The sequence below is a fragment of the Aquamicrobium ahrensii genome (assembly GCF_040545755.1).
In the GTDB taxonomy this organism is placed as follows: Bacteria; Pseudomonadota; Alphaproteobacteria; order Rhizobiales; family Rhizobiaceae; genus Mesorhizobium; species Mesorhizobium ahrensii.
Genome location: NZ_JBEPMN010000011.1, coordinates 88,037 through 109,801, shown reverse-complemented (window position 1 = coordinate 109,801; position 21,765 = coordinate 88,037). Strand labels below are relative to the sequence as shown.

The following is a 21,765-nucleotide window of genomic DNA, read 5'->3' as shown; positions in this document are numbered from 1 at the left end:
CTTAGCGCAAAGGCGCTCCGGGGAAGCCGTATAGCGTCGCGGCCATGAATTGCCGGATGCCGCTGAATGAAATTTTTTCGTTTTCTGTTTTTCCTTTGTGCGATAGCGAGCTGGGGAACTGGCGCCTTTGCGGCTGCCGTGTTGCAGGAATACCTGCCGGAAGCGGTCGCGTCCGATCTGGTTCCTGACGCTGACAGCTTTGGCCCGATCCGTAGCGATCTGGCCGTCGCGCCTGTCATGAAAGGCGGCGAAACGATCGCCTGGGCGTTCATCACCTCCGATTTCGTCGGGACGACCGGATATTCGGGCAAACCCATTCATTCTCTTGTAGCCGTCGACAACAACGCCCGGATCGTCGGTGTCCAGCTGGTGAAGCACTCCGAACCCATCGTGCTGATCGGCATCCCGGAGGCCAAGGTGAAGGCGCTGGTCGAAGGCTATACCGGCCTCGACCTTCTGGCGGAAGCGAAGGCCGGGGGCACGGCGCACGAGGTCGACATCATCTCCGGCGCCACCGTGACCGTGATGGTCATCGACGATTCGATCATCAGGTCCGGCCTCAAGGTCGCCCGCGCGCTCGGCCTTGGCGGACTGGCGCCCGAGCAGGCCGATGGCGGTCCCCGGTTCGAGATGGATCCTGACGCGACCGCGCCGGCGGACTGGTTCGAGGCCGAAGGCGACGGGACGGTGAGACGGCTGTCGCTGGATGTCGGGCAGGTCAACGCCGCCTTCGCGGCGCACACGGACGCCAGGGCGCGCGAGCGCGCATTGACGCAACCGCCGGAGACGCTTTTCATCGAATTGCAGGCGGCGCTGGTTTCCGCGCCGCCGATCGCGGAAGGACTTCTCGGTAGCGCCGAGGCAGCCAACCTGAAGGCCTGGCTGAAGGAAGGAGAGAACGCCATCGCGCTGATGGGGCGCGGCCTCTATTCCTTCAAGGGATCGGGTTATGTGCGTGGCGGCATTTTCGACAGGGTTGTCCTGATCCAGGATGATGTGTCGGTGCGTTTTCGTGACCGCGACCATCGGCGTCTGTCGGGTCTGGCCGCGGCAGGCGCACCTGACTTCACTGAGAAGGACCTGTTCCGCATTCCCGCGAATGTCGGTTTCGATCCGGCAAGGCCGTTCCGCATCCAGTTGCTCGTGCAGCGTGAAGTCGGGCCGACCGAAAAGGTCTTCCACACCTTCGATCTCGGCTACCAGCTGCCGCAGAAATATCTGCGCGCCATGGCGTCGGCGTCCGCGCCATCCCCTTCGGAAGCTGTGTCGGTTGCCGATCGCAATGAAGGTGCGGCGCAAGCGGAGCTCTGGAAGCGGATATGGATGGATTCGAAGCTGAAGATCGTCGTGCTCGGCGTCATGCTGACGGTCCTGACGGGCGTGTTCTTCTTCCAGACATTCGCCGTCAGGAACGAACGCCTGTTCTATGTTTTCCGCATCGGCTTTCTCACGGTGACGCTGGTGTTCCTGGGCTGGTACGCCAATGCGCAACTGTCGGTCGTCAATCTCATGGCGCTGTTCGGCAGTCTTGTGAATGGCTTCAGCTGGCAGGCGTTCCTGCTCGACCCGCTGACTTTCATCCTGTGGTTCGCGGTGGCCGCCGCCCTCCTGTTCTGGGGACGCGGCGCCTATTGCGGCTGGCTGTGCCCGTTCGGCGCGTTGCAGGAATTGACCAATCAGATCGCCCGCAAGCTGCGCATCCCGCAATGGACCCTGCCATGGGGACTGCACGAGCGGCTCTGGCCGATCAAATACATGATCTTCCTGGGTTTGTTCGGCGTCTCGCTGGTCAGCGTCGAACAGGCTGAGCTTCTGGCCGAGGTTGAGCCTTTCAAGACCGCGATCATCCTGAAATTCCTGCGCGCCTGGCCCTTCGTCGCCTATGCCGCAGCGCTGCTGATAGCCGGGCTGTTCGTTGAGCGCTTCTACTGCCGGTATCTCTGCCCCCTGGGCGCGGCGCTGGCGATCCCCGCGCGGCTGCGGATGTTCGACTGGCTCAAGCGCTACCATGAATGCGGCAACCCCTGTCAGACCTGCGCAAACCAATGCCCGGTGCAGTCGATCCATCCGACAGGCGAGATCAACCCGAACGAATGCATCAACTGCCTGCATTGCCAGGTGCTCTACCAGTCCGAGACCACCTGTCCCGTCGTGATCAAGAAATTGAAGCGCCGGGAGAAACTGGCTGAAAGCACGCCGCCCGGGCCGCGGCGTCCTTCCATCGGCCAGCCCACTGTCACCCGAGCCACCGTTTCTGAAGTTTAACCAAAGGAGTGTCGAATATGGAACCGACCGAGAAAAAAGGATTCAGCCGCCGCACCCTGCTTGGCGGCGCCGCTGGCGGCGCCGTAGCGGCGGGCGCGTTTGGCGGCCGCATGGCGCTTGGCCCCGCGGCCCTGGGCCTTGGCGTGACCGGAGCCGCCACCGCCATGAGTGGCGGCAGCGCGCGGGCGGCGGGAGCGGACGGCTCCACCGCACCGGGCCAGCTTGATGATTACTACGGCTTCTGGTCCTCCGGCCAGACCGGCGAAATGCGCATCCTGGGCATTCCCTCCATGCGCGAACTGATGCGTGTGCCGGTGTTCAATCGCTGCTCGGCGACCGGGTGGGGCCAGACCAACGAATCGATCCGCATCCACCAGCGCACGATGACGGAGAGGACGAAGAGGCAGCTCGCCGCCAACGGCAAGCAGATTCATGACAATGGCGATCTCCATCACGTCCACATGTCCTTCACCGAAGGCAAGTATGACGGCCGCTACCTGTTCATGAACGACAAGGCCAACACGCGTGTTGCCCGCGTGCGCTGCGATGTCATGAAGACCGACGCGATCCTTGAGATTCCCAACGCCAAGGGCATCCATGGCATGCGCCCGCAGAAGTGGCCGCGCTCCAACTACGTGTTCTGCAACGGCGAGGACGAAGCGCCGCTGAACAATGACGGCTCGACCATGACGGACGTGTCGACCTATGTGAACATCTTCACCGCGGTCGACGCCGACAAGTGGGAAGTGGCCTGGCAGGTTCAGGTCTCGGGCAATCTCGACAACTGCGACGCCGACTACGAGGGCAAGTGGGCCTTTTCGACCAGCTACAACTCCGAAATGGGCGTGACGCTGGAAGAGATGACCAAATCCGAGATGGATCACGTCGTCGTCTTCAATCTCGCGGAGATCGAGAAGGCCATCGCCGCCGGGCAGTACGAGGAGATCAACGGCGTCAAGGTGCTGGACGGGCGCAAGGAAGCCAATTCCCTCTTCACCCGCTACATCCCGATCGCCAACAATCCGCATGGCTGCAACATGGCGCCGGACAGGAAGCACCTGTGCGTCGCCGGCAAGCTGTCGCCCACCGTCACCGTGCTGGACGTCACCAGGTTCGACGCGGTGTTCTATGAGAATGCCGAACCGCGCAGCGCCGTGGTGGCGGAGCCGCAGCTCGGGCTTGGACCTCTCCACACCGCCTTCGACGGGCGTGGCAATGCCTACACTTCGCTCTTCCTCGACAGCCAGGTGGTGAAGTGGAACATCGAGGACGCGGTCCGTGCCTACGCAGGCGAGAAGATCGATCCGATCAAGGACAAGCTCGACGTCCACTACCAGCCGGGCCACCTGAAAACGGTGATGGGCGAGACGCTCGACGCGACCAACGACTGGCTCGTCTGCCTGTGCAAGTTCTCGAAGGACCGCTTCCTCAACGTGGGTCCGCTGAAGCCCGAGAACGACCAGTTGATCGACATTTCGGGTGACAAGATGGTGCTGGTCCATGACGGCCCGACTTTCGCTGAGCCGCATGACGCGATCGCCGTTCATCCCTCGATCATGTCCAACATCAAGTCCGTCTGGGACCGCAACGACACCATGTGGGCCGAAACGCGGGCGCAGGCGGAGAAGGACGGCGTCGATATCGATGAGTGGACCGACGAGGTGGTCCGTGACGGCGACAAGGTTCGCGTCTACATGACATCGGTCGCGCCGGCCTTCAGCGTCGAGAGCTTCACCGTGAAGGAGGGCGACGAGGTTACGATCACCGTCACCAATCTCGACGAGATCGATGACCTGACGCATGGCTTCACCATGGGCAACCATGGTGTGGCGATGGAGGTCGGACCGCAGCAGACCGCTTCGGTGACGTTCGTGGCGGCCAATCCCGGAGTCTACTGGTATTATTGCCAGTGGTTCTGTCACGCACTCCATATGGAGATGCGCGGCCGCATGTTCGTCGAGCCGAAGAGCGCCTAACCATGCGTGTGGCTGTCCTTCTTATCGGCCTGCTGTTCGCCGCGCCACTGGTCGCGGCGGAGCGGGAGGTCGCGCCGGGAACGGGCAGCCTTGCGCGGGCCGTCGCCGTGGCTGCGCCCGGCGACGTGCTCAGGCTGGTCGACGGGGTCTATCAGGGCCCCGTCACGGTCGATCGTCCGCTGACCATTTCCGGTCCGCGCGGCGCGGTCATCGACGGCGGTGGCGAAGGCAGCGTCATCACCCTGACTGCATCGGACATCACCTTGTCAGGCTTCACCGTCACCGGATCGGGCCATGTGAATCAGGATCTGGACGCCGGCGTGAAGATCGAGAAAGGCGCGGATCGCGCGCTGGTGAAAGGGCTGCTGGTTACCGGCAACATGCATGGCGTCGACGTGCATGGCGGACGCGACGCCAGGGTCCTCGGCAATGAGATCATCGGCACGCAGAACCCGCACATGAACGAGCGCGGCAACGGCATCTACGTCTGGAACAGCCCGGGGACGCTGCTTGAGGGGAATTCGATCCGCTACGGTCGCGACGGCATTTTTTCCAATGCCAGCTCCAACAGCATCTATCGCGGCAACCTGATGCGCGACCTGCGCTTTGCCGTGCACTTCATGTACACCCGCAACACGGAAGTGTCGCAGAACATCTCGATCGGCAACCATCTGGGCTTTGCCATCATGTTTTCCGACAGGACGAAGATCCTGCACAATCAGAGCCTTGGCGACCGCGAGCATGGGCTCATGCTCAACTACGCTAACAATGCGGATGTGACCGGGAATCTGGTGCGTGGCGGCACGAAGAAGTGCCTCTTCATCTACAACGCCCACAAGAACCTGATCTGGGAAAATCGGTTTGAAGGCTGCGGAATTGGCATTCATTTCACAGCCGGCTCCGAGCGCAATGTGCTCACCGGCAACACCTTCATGGGCAACCGCGAGCAGGTGAAATATGTCGGCACGCGCCATATGGAATGGAGCCATGAAGGGCGGGGCAATTTCTGGTCGGATCATCCGGCCTATGACCTGAACGGCGACGGCGTCGCCGACAGTTTCTACCGTCCCAACGACCTGATGGACCAGATTCTCTGGTCGCAGCCCGCCGCTGCGCTTCTGACGGGTTCTCCTGCGGTGCAACTGGTTCGCTGGAGCCAGCAGAGTTTCCCGGCCACCTTGCCGGGCGGCGTGCGCGATTCAGCCCCTCTGATGCGCGCCCTGACGATTCCCGTCACGGCGGAGGCACAGAGTTTTGAGGCCGGCGTCAGGGGACGCTGGACCCAAGGAAATATTGATGACCTCGACCCTGCAAATCTCACGGCTCACTAAGCGTTTCCAGACGGTCGAGGCGCTCCGGGATGTCTCGCTGAGGCTGGAACTCGGCAAGCGCGTCGCGCTGCTGGGCCACAATGGCGCGGGCAAGTCGACGATGATGAAGATCATCCTCGGCCTGATTCCCTTCGACAACGGCTCGGTCACCGTTTGCGGCTCGGCGCCCGGTTCCGCCGCGGCGCGGGCGCAAGTGGCGTACCTGCCGGAAAATGCGTCGTTCCACCCCGCGCTGACCGGGGAGGAGCAGATCCGCTACTATCTGGCTCTGCGTGGCGAGGATCCGAAACAGGCGATGGGCCTCCTCGAAAAGGTGGGGCTGGCCCATGCGGCGCGCCGGCGCATGGGCGGTTATTCCAAGGGCATGCGCCAGCGCGTGGGTTTGGCCCAGACGCTGATCGGCAAGCCGCGCCTTCTGGTGCTGGACGAACCGACATCGGGCCTCGATCCGGTTTCCCGACGTGATTTCTATGATCTTCTCGATGGGCTGGCCGCCGACGGCGCCGCCATACTGCTTTCTTCCCACGTCCTGACGGAGGTGGAGGCTCGTACCGACCGGATCGTTATCCTCTCGGGGGGGCATCTGGCGGCGGAGGGAACGCTGGCCGAACTGCGGGGGCAGGCGGCTTTGCCGGTCGTGCTGCTGATCACCCCCGCGCCGGGCAGCGAGACGGCGCTGGCCGCCGCGTTTCCGCAATCGGCCCGCACCCAGGACGGCCGGTTGCGGGTGTGCTGCGAACAGGCGCGGAAGCTGCCGCTCCTGTCGCAAGTCACCGCGCTTGGCGCACAGGTCGCCGACCTCGACGTCATCCCGCCGAGCCTCGAAGACATCTATTCCCATTTCAGCCGGAGGGACGGGCAATGAACCGTGTCCTTGCCACCGCCCTGTGTGAATTCCGCGTGGCCTTCAGGAATCGCTGGGTCGTCATCGCCACCGCGATGATGGCGCTGTTCGCGCTGGTGCTGGCTGCGGCGGGGGCCGCCCCAACCGGCGACATCGGCGTCGACCGGCTTTCGGTCGTCGTCGCCTCGCTGACCTCGCTGTCGGTCTATCTGGTGCCGCTGCTGGCGTTGCTTATGAGCTTCGATGCGATAGCAGGCGAAGTCGAGCGGGGGACGCTGCCGCTGCTCCTGACCTATCCCGTTTCGCGGCTGCAAATCCTGCTGGGCAAGCTTCTCGCTCATATCGCCATCCTCGGGCTGGCGACTGGTCTTGGCTACGGGGCCGCCGCCGCGGCGGCGCTGCTTGCCGACAGGGACTCGCTCGACGGGCTGCCCTCCCTGTGGCGGCTCGTCTGGTCGTCGGTCCTGCTCGGCGCGACATTCCTCGGGGCGGGCTACGCGCTTTCGGCCCTGGCCCGGCGCACATCCAGCGCGGCGGGGCTTGCCATCGGTCTGTGGCTGGCGGTGGTCGTTCTGTACGATCTGGCTCTGCTGGCCCTGATCGTTTCGGATTCCGGCGGCCCTCTCACCACCCGCATCCTGCCGATCGCGCTGTTGTCAAATCCCGCCGACGCCTTCCGCATCTTCAACCTGTCGGCCGCCGCAGCCGTCTCCGCCGCTGGCGGCATCGGCGGCGCAGCCGACGCGATACCGCTCTGGCAATCCGCCGCGTCCATCCTGCTCTGGCCGGTCGCCGCGCTGGCGCTGGCGTGGGCCGCGTTCAGAAAGGTGACGCCATGACGAATAAGCTGCGCCTGATTTTGATGGCCGTTCTGCTGTCGGTGAGCGCCTGCACGGAGGAGGTCGCACAGAACATCGCGCCGCAGGACATGACGGCGGAGACGTTGGGCCATTATTGCCAGATGAACCTGCTGGAGCATCCCGGTCCCAAGGCGCAGGTCCACATGAAAAACATGCCGGCGCCACTGTTCTTCAGCCAGGTCCGCGATGCGATCGCCTATGCGCGCGCGCCTGAACAGATCGCGCCGATCCTCGCGATCTATGTCAACGACATGGGCGCAGGCGGCGCGACCTGGGAGCAGCCGGGCGACGGCAACTGGATCGATGCCGGCAAGGCGTTCTTCGTAGTCGGCTCGGTCCGCGCAGGCGGCATGGGCGCTCCGGAGACCGTGCCCTTCGCCTCCCGGGCTGACGCCGAGGCGTTCGTGAAGACTGAAGGCGGAACGGTTCTGGAGCTGTCGGCGATCACGGACGACATGGTCCTGACGCCGGTGGAGCAGGACCCGGCCGAGGGCGGTGACGCCGATTATGAAGGCCGTCTGCGGGCCTTGCCAAATGCTGTTGGAGGCTGAACCATGCTGACACGTCGCCGCCTGATCGCAATTTCCGCCGCCATGGCGGCATCTTCCTGGGCCGGAATGGCGCAAGCGCGACCCGCGGCCCGCCTCTGGACGGGGCAGGCTCTTGGCGCGCGAGCCTCCATCAGGCTCGACCATCCGCAAGCCGAGGCGATCGCCGCCCGTGTGTTCGCGGAGATCGATCGGTTGGAGAGTATCTTGAGCCTCTACCGGGCAGACAGCGCGGTCAGTCGCCTGAACCGCGATGGCCGGCTGGACAACCCTCCTTTCGAGTTGCTGGAATGCCTGTCGATCGCGGGTTCCGTCCACAGCGCCAGCGGCGGATGCTTCGATCCCACGGTGCAGCCGCTCTGGGCGCTGTGGGCCGAGGCGGCGGCCGCCGGCGAGAAACCCGCGGACGCCGCTATCGAACGGGCCCGGTTGCATGTCGGCTGGGAAAAGGTCGAGTTGAACCCGTCGGCGATCACCCTCCAGCCGGGCATGTCCCTGACCCTGAACGGCGTCGGCCAGGGTTATGTCGCCGACCGGGTTGCGGTTCTGCTCGAAGCCGAAGGATTGAACGAAATTCTCATAGACTCCGGCGAATTCCGCGCGCTGGGCGGACAGCCGGGGGGCGACGACTGGCCTATGTTGCTGGAGACGGGCGCGCGGCTGGCCTTGCGCCAGAGAGCGCTTGCGACTTCTTCTCCCCTGGGGACGACGTTCGATCAGGCCGGCCATGACGGGCACATTCTCGATCCCGTGACGGGGCGACCGGTTCGCTCAGGCTGGCGATCCGTTTCGATTTCCGCGCCCTCGGCCGCAATCGCAGATGCGCTGTCCACGGCCTCGTGCCTGATGCCCGATCAGGCATCGATTGCCGGCGTGATCGGCCAGTTTTTCGATGCCCGTTGTGAAGCGGCGGCTCCCCTGAGCGAGCGTTCATAAAGGCCTATGGCGTCGGGCCTCGCCTGTCCGGGCGATCAATAGGCCGCATCGCGGCCATGCGCCTTGGCCACCTCACGCGCGCTCGGATTGACCGAAGGGCGGAAGGGGACTTCGACGACGCGCCCCGCCACAGGAACTCCCGGTTCATCAGCATAATCGTCCGGGAGCCAAACCTTCAGTTTGGTCCCCAGCGGCTTCATGGCGACAGGCGCCCAGCCAAGCGCGATGTTGACGCCGAGTTCGGGCGAGAACCATGGCGAGGTGATATAGCCGACCGGCTCACCGCCACCCTCGTCGGAAATCAGCCAGAAGTCGGGCGCATAGTCGGTGACAGGCTTGCCGCCGAAGGTGAGCCCGACCATGGTCATCGTGAATGGCGAACGCCCCGCTTCGATTGCGGCCCGCTGTGCTTCCAGCGCTTGTTTGCCGATATAGTCCGCCATTTTCTTGCGCGGCACCTGATAGGCCAGATGACACTGGAAAGGCGACACCTCCTGATCAATGTCCTGGCCCCAGGACAGGATGCCGGCGGCAATGCGGCGGTGATGCGCCGGCGCGATCACCATCAACTGGTGCTTCTCGCCTGCCGCCAGCACCGCCTTCCAGAACTCCTCGGCGTGGAGAGTGGCGTCCCGCAGATAAATCTCATAGCCTTTCTCACCCGAAAACCCGGTCTGGGAGATGACGACCGGCCGGCCGGCGACCTCGGCCTCCATCATGCCGTAATAGGGCAGCGCATGCACCGCCTCGCCGAACAGGTCGGCCATGAGCGCTTCGGACTTCGGTCCCTGGATCTGCACCGGCGCGACGTCGATCTCGGCGATCCCGACATTCATCCCCAGGCCAACATTGACGCCCCGCAGCCACCATTCCAGATCGCTGTCGGAGATCGAGAACCAGAACTCGTCCTCGCTCAGGCGCAGCAGGATGGGATCGTTCAGGATACCGCCGGCCTCGTTGCAGAGGATGACATATTTGCCGTTCATCGGCCGGATGCGGGTCGCGTCGCGGGTGATGACGCGATTGACGAACCTCTCGGCTTCAGGACCCTTGACCTGTATCTGGCGCTCCACGGCGACGTTCCACATGGTGACATGGTTCACCAGCGCGTCATATTCCGCCATCGCACCGCCATCCTGGGGCCGGACATAGCCGCGCGGATGATACATGCGGTTATAGACCGTGGCCCGCCAGCAGCCGGCGGCATGGGAAAGATGCCAGTAAGGCGATTTGCGCACCCGCGTGGAAATCAACATTTCCACCGGCGTCGGTCCCGATTGGCGCAGATTGATCGGCACTTTGCGGTCGGATTGATCGACGCTGCGATTTTGGTGAACGAAGCTGGACGGCAGGGCAGGAGAGCGAGCAACTGTCGGTTCAGCATGGATGTTTGAGGCAAGGCTCATAACGACCTCCTTTACTGAGACCGGTGCAGTCTAGGACTGCAAGATCGGCGAACCGGGCCCAGAACCGACAATCGACGCGATGGAAGCGCCGAAACTGTTATTCAGGGTGCCATCCCACGATATCCCCAAAGACGCACACTCCCGCAGCTATCCGGGCAGAACGCAGACAAACTCATTGCTCTTTCAACCAAGCGACGACACACTGCGCGCAAAAGCAAGCGGGCGTTATCGGGAGAGGATGGGATGGAATCTGCAGTCGACCGCCCGTTACGGATTATGAGAGTATGCGGGTGGGCAGATCTGACGCCCACCATGCGGCGCATCACCCTGACCGGAGAGGATGTGGGGCGGCTGGGAAGCAGTGGCCTGCATGCGAGGCTTCTGTTTCCCGAAGGACAGCAGCCGCAATGGCCTGAAATCAGCGCCGATGGTCGTCCGGTCTGGAATCGTGGGCAGGTGCGTATGCCGATGCGGGCGTACACCTTGCGGAATATTCGCGCCGAGGCGGGCGAAGTCGATATCGACTTCCTTCTTCATGATGGAGATGGCGTGGCCGCGGCGTGGGCGCGCGATGTGGAGGCAGGTGCGGCTCTGGGCGTCATCGGACCGATCGGCCGCCCTGTCGAGGAGGCTGACTGGTATCTGTTTGCCGGTGACGAATCCTCATTGCCGCCGATTGCACGCATGCTCGAAAACCTGCCGCAAGATGCGCGGGGTCTCGCGCTGATCGAAGTCGCCAATGCACATGAGAGGCAACCTTTGAACGCCCCCGCTGGCGTAGAGATAAGGTGGCTCCTGCGCGATGTCCGACCCGACCAGCCGCGTGGCCGGCTGCTGGCGCAGATGGTGGTGGAAACGCCCGTTCCCGAAACAGGTCGAGTCGTCTGTTGGCTCGGTGCGGAACTGACCGCTTTCCAGATCGCGCGCGCCCATTGGCGCAAGCTTGGCCACCTCGATGAAAGGCGCATGCACGTCGCGCCCTACTGGAACGCCAGCAAGCAAACGCGTACGGAAGCGAAGCTTCTGGCCCGGCCGGGTCCGGTCGAGCTTTTCGAGCCGATTGATGCGGGGCGACTGGCTGCTTCGTGGCTGGAGAATCTGGCTGACGCGCAACCGCTTGAGATGTCGAAGTTCGCGGCGACGCGGACCCTCACCGAAGTCCATGTTGCGAGCGCCCTGGTGGAAGGAGGTGCAACGCGGCTTGACAACGATTGGGAAGGCATTGTGCGCGCGCTGCCAGAAGCAGGTGAAGTGACGGTCGTCACACGCAATCATGCCGCGGTCCATCGCAAGCACGGCACATTCGACCGCATTATGTGGAACGAGGAACGCCCGGTCGTTCTCGACCGTAACATCAATCTGCGCATAAGGCTGGAAAGCTGGGCGCACTGCTTCTTTGCAGAGGCGGCGGTGTCGGGATATGGGGCCGATGGCTTGCATATCTTCGACTGCTATGGGCAGTCGGTGTTGCATATTCTCGCGCGGACGCCGGCTGGGGGGGAAAGGCTGCGCAAGCTGGCCGAATGTTTCAAGGACAGTGATCAGACGCCGCAGATCGAGGTCCGGCGTCCTTCATCACCTGCGGCTCCCCTGGCAGATAGCGAGATCGACGCCAAGGCGCTGGCGGCGGAATGGCGTTCCATGCTCGATACACACGATATCTTCGCATTGGCCCGACGCCATGGCGCACAGCGCACACAAAGTTATCGGCTGGCCCCTGACGATCTGGCGCGTCAGGTCGATACGGCCCTTTTCTTCGAAGTTCTGGTGGAATCTGCCAGACAAGGCGAAGGCGTCATGATCTTCGTGGGATCGCCAGGCAATGTTCAAATTCATATCGGCCCGGTGCACGACGTCGCTGTGACAGCGGATCGCCTTTCCATCGCGGATGAGACTTTTGGGCTTGAGATTGTCAGTTCCTTGGCGGCGAGCTGCTGGCTCGTGTCCAAGCCGACCATCGACGGAGAGATCAGGTCTATCGAGCTTTTCGATGCCGGCGGTAACCAGATCGCCTGGATATTCGGCGAACGTCGTCCGGGCGGCCCGCAGGCGCGGTCCTGGCATGAGCTGCTCGACCGGGTTTGCTCAGAAGCACATGTAAAGCCCGGAGCCGTTCCGGCCTGACAGCAATGCGGGCGGACGGCGTTTCACCGTGTGCCCTTATGCTTCCGCTTCCCGCAATTCGGCAGCCTCGAAAGGGCGACCGGATTGCGCGGTATGCACAGAAAGGTCCATTTCCCTTACCGGACCCAGACCCTCCGGCCGGCGATGGGATATGACGATGAAGCTCGTGCCTTTCAGTTTTCTGCACAGGGCACGGAAGATCTCTTCCTCTGCGGCTCTGTCGAGCGCACTTGTCGCTTCATCCATAACGACCCATCGCGGCTTGTGCAGGAAGAGACGAGCCAGAATCAGCCGCTGCAATTCCCCTCCGGACAGAGTGGTCAGATCTTCAGGGCGCATGGCGCGGATGATGTCGGGCTCCAGACCAACGTCGTGCAACGCGGCGTCAATGTCCTGCCTGCTGAAGTCGGAGACGGGACGGGGATAGCAGGCGGCCTCCACGGCATCGCCCAGCGGCAGATATGGGTGTTGGGGAAGCACGAAAAAGCCGTCTTGCGGAATCAGGACATGGCCTTGGCCATGACGCCACAAGCCGGCCAGTGCCTTGCCGAGCGTCGTTTTTCCGATCCCAGAAGGTCCGCTCAACCAAAGCGTCTCACCCTGACCAAGATGGAGCCCCGGCAACGAGAGAAAGGGTTTTGTGGCGGGCGTCGCCAATACCAGCCTGTCTGCACGAACCGTTCCATTGGACGATGGTTCAACAGAAATGCAGGGTTCCCCCTGTGGTGCGGGCGCATCCAGAAATTCGATCAGGCCGCCCAGACGCTTCGCGGCGGCTGCCAGTTCCGAGAGCGGGCGATAAGAGAAGATGAACCATGATAGCGTGGTCACCACCTTCGCAAAGGCGGAGCTGATCTGCATCATCCCGCCAAATGTGAGCGCCCCGGCGAAATAGGCGGGCATTGCAAGGAAAGTTGGAATGCGCAGGGCTGTGTAATAGTAGGGATAGGTGAAAGAACTCAACCTCAGCTCCTGCCCGATAAGCCGTCGCCAGTTGTCGATGATCCTGTCAAAACGGGTATCCAATTCACGACGCTCGGCCGCAGCGCCGGAGAGTTGCGCAATCTGATCCGCATTCCGGCGTATGTGAACCAGACCGAAACGATAATCGGCCTCGCGCTGCTGCTGCTTGAAGTACAGTTCCTTAAGCGGCCGCCCGAGAAAATGAGTGATTGCGATTGCAAGAAAGACATAGGCGAAGGCAAGCCAGACCATGTAGCGCGGGAGCGACCAGTCGATGCCGAGCGCCCCAAGGTCGAGGGCAAAGCTGGAAAGCGACCATAACACGCTGGCATAGGAAATCAGTCCTACCGTGCGCGTGACGATGTCGAGGGAGAGCGGAATGAAGCCGGAAGCGGTGGTGCTGTCGGCAACATTTCCGGAAAGGAAGATTCGGCTATCCTCCGCGATGCGCTGATCCGGATTGTCCAGCAGGCTGGCTTCGGTGAATTCCTGCGTGCGGTGATAGCGACCGTCATCCAGCCATTTGTCGAGCAGGCGCGCGGTTAGCGCTTCGCGCCATCTGATCTCCAGCATCTTGCGAAAATAGATCGAGCAGAGGTTTCTTGCCGCCTCCACAGCTACGATGACCGCGAAAACCCAGGTCTGATGCAACGCCGCTGCCGCATTCATTTGCTGGAGCGCATCGTAGAAGTCCCTGGTCCAGTCAATGACGCGCAGCGCCACCGCAACGGATCCCAGCTCCAGCACGAGCACCAGACCATAAAGCAGAAGCGTCGCCCTGCCGCCCCGGCCGCTGGTGCACAGTTTCAGTATCCGCAATACATGACGGATTATCTCAATCATCGGCGACTTCCGCTTTCGGCACAGTCATCAGGCAGCCAGGCATGCAAACCGCCACAAAGGACGGCTTGGCTCCCGCTCCATCTCATTGTTCCCGCTGCATTTCCGGGCGCAAAACCGTTTCACGCTTTCGATGGAAATGCTCTAGAAGCGCACTGTCGCGCCCAGCTTGAAGGTGCGACCCGGCGCAATCTGGGCTTCCAGCGGCCTTGCCCCCGCCGTCGCCGCGCTGGCGGGAACCACATCATATCCGTAGAGGCTGTTTCTGAAGTAACGTGTATCGAACATGTTCTGGATACCCGCGTTCAGTTCCAGATTGCTCCGCGGGTTCCAGTTCACATAGGCGTCGAACACGGCATAAGCCCCCGGCAGGAAGGCGTTCGGGCTGGAACGACGGGTCACCGCCGCACCGAAAATACCTGACACCTCTGCTTCCAGATTCCAGTCGGCCATGAAGTGACGCAGGCCGAGCGTCGCCGTCAGCGGCGCCGCCCCGTCAAAGGGTGTCCTGTTCGCCCCCGCCACTTTCTGTATGCCATATTGATAGGAGATCGCGGCCGATGCCCACCAGTCGGTGTGGAACTCGTATTCGCCTGCGAACTCGATGCCCCACAGCTTCACATCCTCGACATTGTCGTAGGTCCATACATTGGGCCGCGTCGGGTCAAGGTTCATAGGTCCGCGGATGAAGTCCTGATAATCGGCATAGAATATGCCGGCGCTGAAGCTTCCGCGGTCGAGCAGGCCTCTGATGCCCAGTTCGTAGTTCTTGACCGATTCCGGTTTCAGATGGGGGTTTGGCAGAACGATGCCCCCAATGAACGGATCGTTGGCCGACACGAACATCTGCTGTGAAGTGGGCATTTTGAAGCCTTCGCCATAGGAGGCGTAGACTGAGTAACTATCATCCAGTTCGTAGATCAGTCCGAGCTTTTTGATAAGTCTGGTGTTGCTTGTCACCTCAGGTTCGTTGCCTGGAAGCGGATTGTACTCCGTGTCGGCGGTAGGATCGATTCTATAGGTCGCAAAGCGCAGGCCGGGGGTGATTTTCAGCCGCCCATCCAGCAGTTCCATCTCGTCCTGGACATAGAAATCCGCTCGACGGGTCTTCACCTCGGGGAAATTGTAGCCCTGATTGGTCTGGATGGTCGTAGCGTCAGTGTCGGATCGATGGACGATGTTATAGCCGTCATAGGAGGAATCAGTCAGGTCCCCGTCGAAGCCGTAGATCAGCTTGTGCGAAACACCGCCTGTCTCGAAGCGACTGGTCAGCTGCAAATCCGCCTCAAGAAATGCTTCGCCATAGTTGCGCACAGGCGTGTAGGTGTCGGTGCGCGTGGCGAAGATGCGGGTCTGAGTGCCGGACGTGTCGCGCTTTTGCGGCGAATAGGACAGCTGCCACTTGATTTCGTCGACCAACGGAGTGTTCAGCGTCCATTTGTGCTCCAGCGCAAGGCGCACGCGTTGCATGTCGAGTTCACGCGGATAGCTGGCGCTTGAATAACCGCTGGAAGCAGCAAAAGCGTCCCACACCTGATCGACTTCGGTGTGACGCTTGAAGAATTCTCCCGTTAGTCGGAATTCGTGGTCCTCGGGGGTCCAGATGAGCTTGCCGAGCGCATTCCAGGCGTAGGTATCGGCATCGAACAGTTTGTCGCAGCCGAAATAACTCGGGCGCGGACATCCCCAGATGCCACCATCAGCGCGGGCATTTCTCAGGCGTGGTTCATGTGCCGAAAGGTGACCGAAACTCGCCAGCATCTGGAAGTCGCCCTGCTCGGCAGCTGCTGTGAACTGCTTGCGGAAGCTGCCGTCAAAACTGTCATAGGCGCTCTTGATTTCGCCTGCCCAGGGCTTTTCGCCGCCCGCCAGAAGATCCCGCGGATCACGCGTGCGAAATGAAACGACGCCGCCCAGCGCATCTGCGCCCCAAAGCACGGAAGATGGCCCTCGAACGATCTCCACCGCTTGCATATTGAAGGGGTCGACAAAATCGCGGCTGCCATAAATTGTCTGTTCCTGCACCCGCGCGCCGTCAACCAGTATCTGGACGCGGTTACCTCCCACGCCCCGAATGCTGAAGGCGCCGAGCTGGCCATAGGGGTTGTTGAGCGAGGTTTCGCGGTCGACGCTCAGGCCTGGTAGGTAGCGCACCATATCCTCGATGTCGCGAACCGCCCTTCTGTCGAGCTGCTCGCCGGTGAGCACCGTTACGTTCTGTGCGACATTGAACAGTTCATGCGGGCCGCGCTGGGCGGTGACGGTGATGCGCTCCAGAAGAATGGCTTCCTCCGGCGTCAGCAGGGGAGATTGCGGTTTTTCAATATCCTCCGTGCTCTGTTCGGTTCTGGCTTGGCCGAAAGCATGATCCGGCCCTCCAGCGGCGATGATCGCCGCCCCAAGCCCGAGCAGGGCGCCGAAGCTTCGTCCGTACCGGACGACGCGGTTTGCAGTGAAATATGTGAAGACAGCCATTGCTCCCCCTCTCTTTTTACAACGGGGGCTTGCAAGACTAGCGCCGCATCAGGCGGTTTTCGCGCCCAAATGCTGCACATTCCAGTGGTACACCCCGCCCACCGAACTTCCACGGTCAGGCAGGTCTCCTGGCTCACGGGTCGTTGCGCACCGTCTGTCTTCCCGGCAAAGCCAGTGACAATAAGTGACGGCGCACTCTCCGCTTACAGTTGCGGGGCAGCTCCGGCTTTCCACCGGATTCCCTCTTAGCTTTCGCTACCGGACGTAGACGAAAGAACCATAACCGCACCCTCGATAGCACGGACTGTCCACAAGTCAATTACCGCCAGGCCCTTTGCATAAGCCATGGCTCGACTCCGAGGATGCCCACCAATCGGGAGCTTGGCTGCACGTAAGGGGAGGGCTCTTTGAAGGTCGGATCGCCTGCTCACAGGCCGGCCGGACACCTCACATTGCTCGCCTTCCGAATGGGCCGAAACAGGCCCCTGCTGCGGGGGCGGACCCGCCAAAGCAGGTGGCTCGAAACCTGCGATCACCCGCAATATGGTCGTCTTGCCGCAACCAGACGCCTCAGGCAGGGAAGATGAAGGAGCCGGACGGAAAATCCAGGCTCCCTTCGTCGAGGGCGACATGACAGTACGATTGCGGGAGCAACTCGCAAAACCGACATGCACGCAGAACCCGGTTTCGCCTGCTGCAGGGATTTCAAATGGCTGCGCTTGGCGCACAACTGGAGGCATAGCCGGAAAAGGCGGTGGCGAGATCTGATCCCTGAACACCCGTTCCGAGGAGGAGCGACAGCAGCAGCCGCGCTTTGAGGCTTCCGATGTCGCCGCCGTGAATGAGCCCGCGAGACAGGAGGTCGATTTCCGAACCGCCGAAATTGTAGGTGGCCCTGAATACCGGACCGGCGGCCACCCGCGTGCTGAGCACGACCGGAATTTTTTGCGCCAGTTCCGCCAGTGGGTCCACCAACACATCGGGAACGTGCCCCGCGCCCATGGCCTCCACCACGAGGCCGGCATAGCCGAGGTCCGGCAGCTGGCGCAGCGCGCGGCCGTCATCTCCGAGGCAGGCTGTCACCAGCGCCACCGGCATGCCCGGCTGCGCCAGGCCCCCGGCGATCGGAGCCTTTCTCGCCGGGCGCATGTGAAGGTGCACCCGCCCCTCGACGACGTGGCCAATCGGGCCGCTCCCCATGGATTCAAATGCTGAAGGCAGGAAGGTGCTGACCTTCTGCACCCGGCGCGCGGCGTGAATTGCGTCGTTGAGAACGACCACCGTTCCAAGGCCTGCGGCCTGCGGGTCTGCTGCAACTATGGTCGCCGCCAGCAGGTTCGCAGGTCCGTCCGCCCCCGGCGCTTCCGCGCCGCGCATCGCCCCCACCACAACCACCGGCCGTTCGCTTTGCACCAGCAGGTCAAGCACAAACGCCGTTTCCTCGATCGTGTCCGTGCCCTGAACGACAATGGCCCCGGCGAACCCGTCCTGAGCAAGTCGGGTGCCGATGAGTTCAGCCACATCGCGCAGATTGGGCAGCGTCAGGGATGCGCCCGGCAAGCGAAACGGAGACACGGCCTCGATATCGGCCAGCGCTTTGAGGGCGGGCACCGCGGCGACGAGATCCGCACCCGTCAGCGTCGGGGAAATCCCGCTTCCCGCGGTCGCCGACGTCATGGTGATCGTGCCACCCAGCGAGACAAGCAATACACGCGGCAAGCTCATGCCAATCTCCTTCTGGCGCGGTCCTCGCCGCGCCGGTTTCACTTTTCGGTCCGATGCCTCGCGATTCCGCTCAGCCGATCTGGCCGCGATACCAGTCGAGGATTTCGGCGCCGGTCCACATCACCACATCGTCCCTGGACAGAATATAGTCGTACAGCATCTCCAGATATTTGATGCGATGCGGTGCGCCCGTCAGATAGGGATGGATCGATATCGCCATGACGCGCGGGATCTGCGCTCCTTCCTGATAGAGCCGGTCGAACTGGTCCTTGCCGCGGCGGTAGATTTCGTCAGACGGCGACTGCTGGATCGCCGTCATCACGACATCGTTGATCTCAACAGTGTAGGGCACCGAGACGATGTTTCCGACGCGCGTGCGCAACGACACCGGCTGATCGTCCAGAACCCAGTCCGCCACATATTCGATGCCGGCTTCTGCAAGGAGATCGAGCGTTTCGTCCGTTTCCGTCAAGCCGGGGCTTTCCCAGCCGCGCGGCGGCCGCCCGGTGAAGTCGCGGATCGCCTCGATGGTCGCGCTGATCGCGGCTTTCTGGTCTTCGAGGCGATGCATCGGTTGCTGGACGAAGCCATGCCCCATGAAATCCCAGCCTGCGTCGAGCGCCGCCTGGCACACCTGGGGGTAAAGCTCGCAAACGGTTCCGTTGACCGCAAAACTTGCCTTGAGTTTCCGCGCGGTCAGGACTTCATGGAACCGCCAGAACCCGACACGCATGCCATATTCATGCCAGGCCCAGTTGGGGACGTCAGGCAGCAAGGGCTGGCCCATCGGCGGCGGCAGCACAGTTCGCGGCATCGGCCCTGTCGGCCGCCAGTTTTCCGCATTGACAATCGTCCAGACCGCGACCCGCGCATTACCGGGCAGGGAAAGCGGCTTGCGGTCGGTGATCGGGGAATAGTCGAGCCTTTGCCTCAACGTCGACCCTGTGGCCTCGTTCGTCATGATCGTCTCCTACTCTCCCAGCAACGCCAGCGCCGTGCCGGCGCAGATACGTCGACGCTGGGCGTCGGTCAGCCCCGGCGCCGCGCTGATCGTATTCAGCGGCTCCTCATCGCCCATGTCGAAAGGGGCGTCCGTGCCGAGAAACACCTTGTCGGCTCCGACCAGTTCGGCGAGAAACGAAATCGACCGGGGCTCGAACAGCACGGTGTCGAAGTAAAACCGGCGCATGAGTTCCAGCGGAGATGTCGAGGAGACCGCATTGGTTTCGCTGCGCATCCGATGTCCGCGCACCAGGCGGCCGATCTGATAGGGAACGAAGCCGCCGCCATGCGCCAGCCCCAGCTTCAGCTCCGGAAGGTCGTCCAGGGTTCCGCTGAACATCAGGTCCGCCACCATAAGGGCGGTTTCCAGCGGATTGCCTATGAGGTTGGTGAGGTAATAGTCCTCCAGCCCTGATTTGTTGCCGATGTAGTAGGGATGGGTCATCACGAACACCTCCAGTTCCTGCGCGCGGCGCAGGACGGGGCGGAAGCGGGGATCGCTGAGTTTCGCGCCTTCGATGCGGGTGCCGATCTCCACCGCGCGGAACCCATGCACAGCGACGATGCGCTCAAGTTCCGCAACCGCGGCATCGGGGTGCTGCATCGGCAGGATGCCCATGCCACGCAACCGGTCCGGCCGCTGCGCAACCATCTCCGCGACGCCGTCGTTGACGAGCCTCGTCACGTCGGTTGCCAGTTGCTCGTCGCTCCAATACGTGAATGTCGGCGGGGCCGGAGACAGGACGGATATGTCCAGCCCCTTGCGATCCATGGCGGCGATCTTGGCGGACACATCGGTGAATTCGGCAAACAGAGGATAGACGTATCCCTGTGCGTGTACGACCTTGCGCTCAGCGCCGGCGCCGTCGATATGCGCCATCAGGGGCAGGGTCCCGGTGGCGATCGCCTCAACAAAAGCCTGCGGAATGACGTGACTGTGGAAATCGATGTTCATTGCGTGCTCAGCTATAGCGTTTCGGCTGGCCGTCATCGGCGTACCAGTCGAATTCCGTGTCGGAGAGGTTGACGATGATATTCTGGATCTGGGTGTATTCTTCGTAGGCGACGAGACCGTTTTCCCGGCCAAGGCCGCTCATCTTGAACCCGCCCCAGGGCGATGCGGGGTCGATACGGTGATGGTCGTTGATCCAGGTGATGCCGGAGAGAAGCTTGTGCGCGACCCGGTGGGCGCGGGCGATGTCCCGGGTCCAGATACTGGTTGCAAGGCCAAATTCGGTTCCATTGGCGATGGAAATGGCTTCTTCCTCGCTGTCGAAGGGAATGACGCAGACGACAGGCCCGAAAATCTCCTCCTGCGCGATGCGCATGTCCGGCCTGACATTGATGAAGATCGCGGGCTTGATGAAATACCCCTTGTCGAAGGCGTCGCCATCCGGACGCGTGCCACCATAGGCAAGCGTCGCGCCATCCTCCTCGACACCGATCCGGACATAGCGTTCGACCGTATCGCGCTGTCGCTGCGACACCATCGGACCGAGTTGCGTGGCTTCGTCCTGAGGCGCGCCAAGGCGGATATGAGCGACCCGCTCCACCAGTCGCTTCACCACTTCGTCGTGGATGGAACGGTGCACCAGCAGGCGTGAGCCCTGGACGCAGGTCTGCCCCGTGGCGATGAAGGATGCAAACAGCGTCGCCGCAACGACCCGTTCGATATTCATGTCCTCAAAGGCGATCAGCGCCGCCTTGCCGCCAAGTTCGGCTGCGATTTTCACCAGATTTGCGCCAGCGGCCGCCGCCACGCGCTTGCCCGTTTCGGTGCCGCCTGTGAGGTCGAGCTTGCGCACGCGCGCGCTTGTCGTCAGCGCAGCGCCGGCGGTCGCGCCAAACCCCGGAACAACGTTGTAAACGCCGTCCGGAACGCCCGCTTCCTTCAGTATCTCGCCAAGCAGCAATGACGTGATGGGGGCCAGTTCCGACGGCTTCACCACCATCGTATTGCCAGCGGCAAGCGAAGGGGCGACCTTCTTCGTCAGGATGAGCAGCGGGTGGTTCCACGGCGTCACATGTCCAACCACGCCGAGCGGAACCCGTTTGGTGTAGTTCAGATAGTCGCCGGCGAATGGCGGCGCCGTGTCCTCATGGGTGCGGGCAACCGCGGCGAAATAGGAGAACCACTCGGGAAGACGCGCCATCTGGGCGGTCATTTCGCGGCGTGCCCGCCCGATCTGGTCGATCTCGATCGTCACCAGTTCGGGAAGGCGCTTTTTGAGATGGTCGGCGGCGCGGTGCATGATGTCGCCCCGCTCGGCCCCCGACAACGAGGACCAGCCGCCAAAAGCACGTTCCGCGGCGTCGATGGCGGCCTCGATATCAGCCGCTTCGCCTTCGGCGACAGAAGCGATGGTCTCGCCGTTCCACGGGTTCTCGACGGTGAACCTCTTGCCGGAAATCGCCGGACGATATCCGCCGTCGATGAACAGGTCCCAATTCTTCTTCATATGGCGCTCCA

General features: G+C 62.5%; 15 protein-coding genes and 1 riboswitch. Of the genes, 8 read left to right on the top strand and 7 right to left on the bottom strand.

Features of this window, described 5'->3' with window-relative positions:
* The first annotated feature begins 66 nt into the window (after positions 1-66).
* From ABID44_RS13925 to ABID44_RS13895, 7 genes are read left to right on the top strand one after another with little or no spacing between them, the layout of a single operon-like run.
* A complete protein-coding gene (locus ABID44_RS13925; protein WP_354152319.1) occupies positions 67-2,265 on the top strand; it encodes a 4Fe-4S binding protein in 2,199 nt (732 codons plus the stop codon).
* A 17-nt stretch (positions 2,266-2,282) separates the two neighbouring features.
* Positions 2,283-4,241, top strand: a complete 1,959-nt coding sequence (gene nosZ / locus ABID44_RS13920; protein ID WP_354152318.1) for a TAT-dependent nitrous-oxide reductase — start codon at positions 2,283-2,285, stop codon at positions 4,239-4,241.
* Between the two features lie 2 nt (positions 4,242-4,243).
* Positions 4,244-5,572: a nitrous oxide reductase family maturation protein NosD gene (locus tag ABID44_RS13915; protein WP_354152317.1), complete on the top strand. Its 1,329-nt coding sequence runs from the start codon at positions 4,244-4,246 to the stop codon at positions 5,570-5,572.
* The gene (locus ABID44_RS13910) at positions 5,538-6,437 is read left to right on the top strand and encodes an ABC transporter ATP-binding protein (protein ID WP_354152316.1); all 900 of its coding nucleotides are present in this window, start codon (positions 5,538-5,540) and stop codon (positions 6,435-6,437) included. The genes ABID44_RS13915 and ABID44_RS13910 overlap by 35 nt, the downstream gene beginning before the upstream one ends.
* Complete coding sequence (locus ABID44_RS13905) at positions 6,434-7,255, top strand: ABC transporter permease (protein WP_354152315.1); 822 nt, start codon at positions 6,434-6,436, stop codon at positions 7,253-7,255. The genes ABID44_RS13910 and ABID44_RS13905 overlap by 4 nt, the downstream gene beginning before the upstream one ends.
* The gene (locus ABID44_RS13900) at positions 7,252-7,827 is read left to right on the top strand and encodes a nitrous oxide reductase accessory protein NosL (protein WP_354152314.1); all 576 of its coding nucleotides are present in this window, start codon (positions 7,252-7,254) and stop codon (positions 7,825-7,827) included. Before ABID44_RS13905 ends, ABID44_RS13900 begins: the two co-directional genes overlap by 4 nt.
* 3 nt (positions 7,828-7,830) lie before the next feature.
* On the top strand, positions 7,831-8,760 hold the full coding sequence (locus tag ABID44_RS13895) for an FAD:protein FMN transferase (RefSeq protein WP_354152313.1): 930 nt from the start codon (positions 7,831-7,833) through the stop codon (positions 8,758-8,760).
* Positions 8,761-8,795: 35 nt separating this feature from the next.
* Here ABID44_RS13895 and ABID44_RS13890 read toward each other — a convergent pair whose 3' ends face one another.
* Positions 8,796-10,166, bottom strand: a complete 1,371-nt coding sequence (locus ABID44_RS13890; protein WP_354152312.1) for a glycine cleavage T C-terminal barrel domain-containing protein — start codon at positions 10,164-10,166, stop codon at positions 8,796-8,798.
* Between the two features lie 243 nt (positions 10,167-10,409).
* Between ABID44_RS13890 and ABID44_RS13885 the strand changes: the two genes are divergently transcribed.
* Positions 10,410-12,290 carry an SIP domain-containing protein gene (locus ABID44_RS13885; protein WP_354152311.1) on the top strand — a complete coding sequence of 627 codons (1,881 nt, stop codon included), beginning with the start codon at positions 10,410-10,412 and terminating at the stop codon, positions 12,288-12,290.
* Positions 12,291-12,326: 36 nt separating this feature from the next.
* Here ABID44_RS13885 and ABID44_RS13880 read toward each other — a convergent pair whose 3' ends face one another.
* The 6 genes from ABID44_RS13880 to ABID44_RS13855 all read right to left on the bottom strand — a co-directional run bounded on the left by ABID44_RS13880 (position 12,327) and on the right by ABID44_RS13855 (position 21,754).
* The gene (locus ABID44_RS13880; RefSeq protein ID WP_354152310.1) at positions 12,327-14,096 is read right to left on the bottom strand and encodes an ABC transporter ATP-binding protein/permease; all 1,770 of its coding nucleotides are present in this window, start codon (positions 14,094-14,096) and stop codon (positions 12,327-12,329) included.
* A gap of 141 nt (positions 14,097-14,237) precedes the next feature.
* Positions 14,238-16,568 carry a TonB-dependent receptor gene (locus tag ABID44_RS13875; protein WP_354152309.1) on the bottom strand — a complete coding sequence of 777 codons (2,331 nt, stop codon included), beginning with the start codon at positions 16,566-16,568 and terminating at the stop codon, positions 14,238-14,240.
* A 102-nt stretch (positions 16,569-16,670) separates the two neighbouring features.
* Positions 16,671-16,865: riboswitch (cobalamin riboswitch) on the bottom strand.
* 408 nt (positions 16,866-17,273) lie between these two features.
* The gene (locus ABID44_RS13870) at positions 17,274-18,293 is read right to left on the bottom strand and encodes an asparaginase (protein ID WP_354152308.1); all 1,020 of its coding nucleotides are present in this window, start codon (positions 18,291-18,293) and stop codon (positions 17,274-17,276) included.
* Between the two features lie 70 nt (positions 18,294-18,363).
* Entirely contained in the window at positions 18,364-19,254 is an 891-nt protein-coding gene (locus ABID44_RS13865) for a polysaccharide deacetylase family protein (protein ID WP_354152307.1), read from the bottom strand.
* A 9-nt stretch (positions 19,255-19,263) separates the two neighbouring features.
* Positions 19,264-20,250, bottom strand: a complete 987-nt coding sequence (locus tag ABID44_RS13860) for an amidohydrolase family protein (RefSeq protein WP_354152306.1) — start codon at positions 20,248-20,250, stop codon at positions 19,264-19,266.
* Positions 20,251-20,257: 7 nt separating this feature from the next.
* A complete protein-coding gene (locus ABID44_RS13855; protein ID WP_354152305.1) occupies positions 20,258-21,754 on the bottom strand; it encodes an aldehyde dehydrogenase in 1,497 nt (498 codons plus the stop codon).
* Positions 21,755-21,765 lie beyond the last annotated feature (11 nt).